Below are 5,021 nucleotides of genomic sequence, written 5' to 3'. Positions count from 1 at the left end.
GCGAAGCGACGGGGCGGTGCGCCTCACATCCGGAACACGCCGTAGTGGGGCCGATCGATCGGGGCGTTCAGGGCGGCGCTGATCGCGATTCCCAGGGCGTTGCGGGTGTCGACCGGATCGAGGATGCCGTCGTCCCACAGCTCCGAGGTCGAGTAGTAGGCGCTCTGCTGGCGGCTGTACTCTTCCAGGATCGGCTCGCGAATCGCCCCGATCTCGTCGGCCGACAGGGTCCGGCCCTCGCGCGAGAGCTGCCTGATCTTGATGTCGGCGAGCACGTTGGCGGCCTGCTCCGCACCCATCACCGAGATCTGGCTTTGCGGCCACATGAACAGGAAGCGCGGGTCGAACGCACGGCCGGCCATCCCGTAATTGCCGGCGCCGAACGAGCCGTTCATGACGACGGTGATCTTGGGCACTTCGCTGCCGGAGACCGCCATGATCATCTTGGCGCCGTCCTTGGTGATGCCGCGGTGCTCGTAGTCCCGGCCGACCATGTAGCCGGTGATGTTCTGCAGGAACAGCATCGGCACGAGGCTCTGGTTGCAGAGCTGCATGAAGTGCGCACCCTTCAGCGCCGAGTCGTTGAACAGCACGCCGTTGTTGGCGAGGATTCCGACCTTGAATCCCCAAATGTGGGCGAAGCCGCAGATCAGCGTGGCGCCGTAGGCGGGCTGATATTCGTGGAAGCGGCTGCCGTCGACCAGCCGGGCAATCACCTCGCGGGCGTCGAACTGGACCTTGATGTCGCGCGGAATGACGCCATAGAGCTCGACGGGATCGTAGTGCGGCGGCTCCGGCTCGAGGCGCTCGACGTCGAGCTTCGTCGGCAGCCTGAACTGGCCGACGATCTCGCGGGCGATCGCGATGGCCTGCTCCTCCGACTCGGCGGGATAGTCGGCCGTGCCGGAAATGCGCGTGTGCACATCGGCGCCGCCGAGCTCCTCGACCGTCACGATCTCGCCGGTCGCCGCCTTCACCAGCGGCGGACCGCCCAGGAAGATCGCGCCGGTGCCCTTCACGATCACATTGTACTCGCTCAAGGCGGGAACGTAGGCGCCGCCCGCCGTGCAATGGCCCAGCACGAGCGCGACCTGGGGCACTCCGAGCTTCGAGAGGATCGACTGGTTGCGGAAGATGCGTCCCGCGAGATAGCGGTCGGCGAACAAGTCCGCCTGAAGCGGCAGGAAGCCGCCGGCGCTGTCGCACAGATGAACCACCGGCAGGCGGTTCTCGATGGCGATGTCGAGGGTGCGCACGATCTTCTTGACCGAATGCGGGTACCACGCGCCGCCTTTCACGCTCGCGTCGTCGGCATGGAGAATGACCTCGCGACCGGCGACGACGCCGATGCCGCTGACGATTCCGGCGCCGGGGACTTCGCCGTCGTAGGACTGATTGGCGGCGAGGGACGACAATTCGAGAAACGGCGTTCCCGGGTCGAGCAGAAGCTCGATGCGATCGCGCACAAACATCTTGTTCTGGCGCTTCAGGCGCTCGAGGTCGCGCGCCGGCCGTTTGCGTCGCGCCGTATCCTGGCGTTCCTTGAGCGCCGCCGCGAGCTTGCGATTGTGCGCGGCGTTCTCGCGGAACTCTTCCGAGCGCGTGTCGAGCTGGCTCTCGAGGCGGCGCACCTCAGGCCTCCGCCGCCGCAAGCGTCGCGAGCGGCGCGGAGCGATCGAACGCCTGTCCGACAGCGACATGGACGGCGGCCAGCGTGCCATCGCGCGGCGCCTTGATCGCCGTCTCGAGCTTCATGCTTTCGATCACCATCAGGGTATCGCCGCGGGCGACCGCCGCGCCGGCCGCGGCGTGGACCGCGATGACGGTGCCGGGCATCGGCGCCAGGATGACGTCGCTCGCCGACGCGCCGCCCGAGCCGCCGAGATACCGAACGGGGTCGTGGTAGCGGAGCGTCACCGTCTCGCCGTCCATCCAGACGTAGATCGAGTCGCCGTCGACGGCCACCAGCGCCCCGCCCTCCTCAGGGCATTCGCACATGGACAAAATCTCCGTCATCCCGACCGGAGCCGCGCGTCGCGCGGCGTAGTGGAGGGACCCTTCTTGTTGCAGCACCGACAAGAAAGGTCCCTCGACTGCGCCGCCCTGCGGGCGGCTTCGCTCGGGACGGAGGTTTTGTCCATATGCGAACGCCTCGCCGCCCTTGTCGGCGATCGCGTAGCCGTCAGCGATCAAATAACTGCGATCGTCGATGTGCACCCGATAGCCATCGCGTTCGCGCACGGCGAAGACCCGGTACTCGGTCTCGTCGATGGCGAAGATGCTGCGCATCAGTTTCGCCAGCCTCCCATCTCGCCGTGCGGCCGCGGGACCGCGTCGGCGGCATCCCGCACCGGGCGCACCGACAGCGCGGCGACCGCCAGCATGCGGTCGAGCGTCGCCTGCGGGATCGGCTCGGCCGCGATCTCCGGATGGGCGTCGATGAAGCCCGTGTGCACATCGCCGTCACGAAAAGCCGGGTGCGCCACCAGGCGACGCAGAAAGCGCAGGTTGGTCTCGCAGCCGAGCAGGACGAAGCTCTTCAGCTCCGCCAGCATGCGTTGGCGCGCTTCTTCCCGATCCTTGCCGTGCACGATCAGCTTGGCGAGCATCGGATCGAACGCCGTGGTGATGGCCTGGCCCTCGGCGATGCCGGGATCGAGCCGTGCACCGGGGCCGCCGCCATGCCGAACCATCAGCACGCGGCCGGTGGTCGGCATAAAACCGCGCACGGGGCTCTCGGCATAGAGGCGGCATTCGATGGCATGACCTGCCGGGGCGACGTCGGCTTGCGCGAAGCCGAGTGGCTCGCCTGCCGCGACGCGCAATTGCTGCTCCACAAGGTCCATGCCGGTCACCATCTCGGTGACGGGGTGCTCGACCTGCAGGCGCGTATTCATCTCGAGGAAGTGGAAGTCGCCGTCGCCGTAGATGAACTCGACCGTCCCGGCGTTGCGATAGCCGGCCGCCCGCGCGATTCCTGCCGCCGTCTCGCAGATGCGGGTGCGCAGCTCGGCCGAGAGCGCCGGCGAGGGCGTTTCCTCGATGATCTTCTGGAAGCGGCGCTGCACCGAGCATTCGCGTTCATGGAGGTGGACGACGGTGCCGTGGCTGTCGCCCAGCACCTGCACCTCGATGTGGCGCGGGTTCTCGAGATAGCGCTCGACGTAGAGGCGCCCGTCGCCGAAGTAGCGCTGGCCCTCGCTGCGCGCCCGCACGATCTCCTCGGCCAGGTCTGCCGGATCGCGAACGATCCGCATGCCCTTGCCGCCACCGCCGGCCGACGGCTTGATGAGCAGTGGAAAGGCGACCGTCCGCGCACGCTCGACGAAGGTCGCGGGATCGTCGTCCTCGATAGCGGACGGCGCCACCGGAAAGCCGTGCCGGGCAACGAAGGCGCGGGCGCGCACCTTGTCGCCCATCAGCTCGATCGCTTCCGGCCTCGGGCCGACGAAGATCAGGCCCGCAGCCGCGACGTCGCGCGCGAAGCCCGCATTCTCCGACAGGAAGCCGTAGCCCGGATGGATGGCGCCGGCACCCGACTGCTTCGCGGCGGCAATGATCTGCGCGCCGTCGAGATAGGCCGTGACCGGCGTGCGGCCGGTAATCTCGACCGTGCGTCTGGCGGCGCGGACCGCCGGCGTTGCCGCGTCGACCGCGTGATGCACGACGATCGCCTCGAGGCCGAGGCGCTCGACGGTGCGCAGGATGCGCAGCGCAATCTCGCCGCGATTGGCGATCAGGACGGCGCGGAACGGCCAGGCTGCCGTGGAGGCATCGCGGCCCGGCGTCGTCATGCGCGCGCTCTGCGGCGACGGACCGCAAGGCCGTTCAGCAGGATATCCGTCATCGACCGCGCGATGCGCGCGACGTCGAGCGGGCGAATGCCCCGCAGGTGGCGCCATGCGGTGTGCTCGATGGCGCCGAACAGCATGTCGCGCACGAGACGGGGATCGAGATCGGCGTCGACCTCGCCGTCGGCGATGCCCTGCTCCACGACCTTGACCAGCATCGACGTATAGCGCCGGTTGAGTTGCTGAATCGCCGAGCCGCGATAGTCGCTCGCCGTGCGGACCTCGGAGATGAACAGCCGGCAGAGATCGATATCGGACACGAAGACCCCGAGATGGCCGCTCATCAGCGTGTAGAGCCGCTCCTCGAAGTTCGTGCCCTGCGCGATCCGGGTCTCCAGCTCGGCGATGGCCCGCTCGTAGAAGACGGTGAGCACGCGCTCGAGAAGATCGCGCTTGTTGGTGAAATACTTGTAGATCAGCCCGTCCGAGATGTTCGCAGCCTGCGCGATGTCGGTGATCGAGGCGTTCGAATAACCCTTCTCGGAGAACACGCGCGTCGCCGCCGCGAGGATCGCCTCGTACCGGTCGCGCATGCGCTGCGGGCTGATCGCGGGCATCAGCCGCCCTTAAATTCCGGTGACGCGCGCTTGAACGTCATGGCTGGTTCATCCTCCCCGACCGGCCAGCGAATTTGTCCCCGCCGCCTCTTGATCGGCCATATTGAATACACTTCACTTTGGCTTGTCAACGAACGCACGCCCGCACGCGGGCGGAACCAAGGGAGAGCGCGATGGCGAGTGCGGAGACACGGCTGAATTCGCTTGCCGCGAACGGCTTTCGGCTCTCGCCCGAGCAGGAGGAGATCCTCGAACAGGCGGACCGCTTCGCCGAGGAGGCGTTCTTCCCGCTCCAGCAGAAGATGGACGACGAGGAATGGTGGCCGCCGCAGACGATGCCGGATCTCGCTCGCATGGGCTTTCTCGGTGTCACGGTGCCGCCGGAGCTCGGCGGCGCCGGCAGCGATTTCTTCACGTCGGGACTGATCACGCAGGGGCTGGCGCGCCGCAATCCGTCAATCGCGCTGAGCTACGTGGCGCACGAGAACCTGTGCGCGAACAACATTGCGCGCAACGGCTCCGACGATGTCCGCCGGCGCTACCTGCCGCGGCTGTGCGACGGCAGCGCGATCGGCGCGCTCGGGCTCACGGAGCCGGGGGCGGGATCCGATGC

The 5,021-nt window shown here is 67.7% G+C and carries 5 protein-coding genes; 1 reads left to right on the top strand and 4 read right to left on the bottom strand.

Annotation, left to right across the window (positions count from 1 at the left end; genetic code table 11):
• Nucleotides 1–23: 23 nt before the first annotated feature.
• The 4 genes from AB7O82_RS34445 to AB7O82_RS34430 are packed head-to-tail and all read right to left on the bottom strand — an operon-like array spanning nucleotide 24 to nucleotide 4,408.
• Nucleotides 24–1,631, bottom strand: a complete 1,608-nt coding sequence (locus tag AB7O82_RS34445; RefSeq protein WP_428621467.1) for an acyl-CoA carboxylase subunit beta — start codon at nucleotides 1,629–1,631, stop codon at nucleotides 24–26.
• Between the two features lies 1 nt (nucleotide 1,632).
• Entirely contained in the window at nucleotides 1,633–2,289 is a 657-nt protein-coding gene (locus tag AB7O82_RS34440; protein ID WP_428621465.1) for an acetyl-CoA carboxylase biotin carboxyl carrier protein subunit, read from the bottom strand.
• Entirely contained in the window at nucleotides 2,289–3,794 is a 1,506-nt protein-coding gene (locus tag AB7O82_RS34435; RefSeq protein WP_428621463.1) for an acetyl-CoA carboxylase biotin carboxylase subunit, read from the bottom strand. The genes AB7O82_RS34440 and AB7O82_RS34435 overlap by 1 nt, the downstream gene beginning before the upstream one ends.
• The gene (locus AB7O82_RS34430) at nucleotides 3,791–4,408 is read right to left on the bottom strand and encodes a TetR/AcrR family transcriptional regulator (protein WP_428621461.1); all 618 of its coding nucleotides are present in this window, start codon (nucleotides 4,406–4,408) and stop codon (nucleotides 3,791–3,793) included. Before AB7O82_RS34430 ends, AB7O82_RS34435 begins: the two co-directional genes overlap by 4 nt.
• 173 nt (nucleotides 4,409–4,581) lie before the next feature.
• Between AB7O82_RS34430 and AB7O82_RS34425 the strand changes: the two genes are divergently transcribed.
• Nucleotides 4,582–5,021 (top strand): acyl-CoA dehydrogenase family protein (locus AB7O82_RS34425; protein WP_428621459.1); only part of this gene is annotated, 440 nt, incomplete at its 3' end.

The sequence above is a fragment of the Reyranella sp. genome (assembly GCF_050185545.1).
GTDB lineage: Bacteria > Pseudomonadota > Alphaproteobacteria > Reyranellales > Reyranellaceae > Reyranella.
Note: the sequence above shows the minus strand (reverse complement) of the source record. Positions and strands in the feature narration are given on the sequence as shown.

Coding starts and splice junctions, on each gene's coding strand:
- AB7O82_RS34435 (WP_428621463.1), bottom strand. CDS start 3,794: ATGACGACGCCGGGCCGCGATGCCTCCACGGCAGCCTGGCCGTTCCGC.
- AB7O82_RS34430 (WP_428621461.1), bottom strand. CDS start 4,408: ATGCCCGCGATCAGCCCGCAGCGCATGCGCGACCGGTACGAGGCGATC.
- AB7O82_RS34440 (WP_428621465.1), bottom strand. CDS start 2,289: ATGCGCAGCATCTTCGCCATCGACGAGACCGAGTACCGGGTCTTCGCC.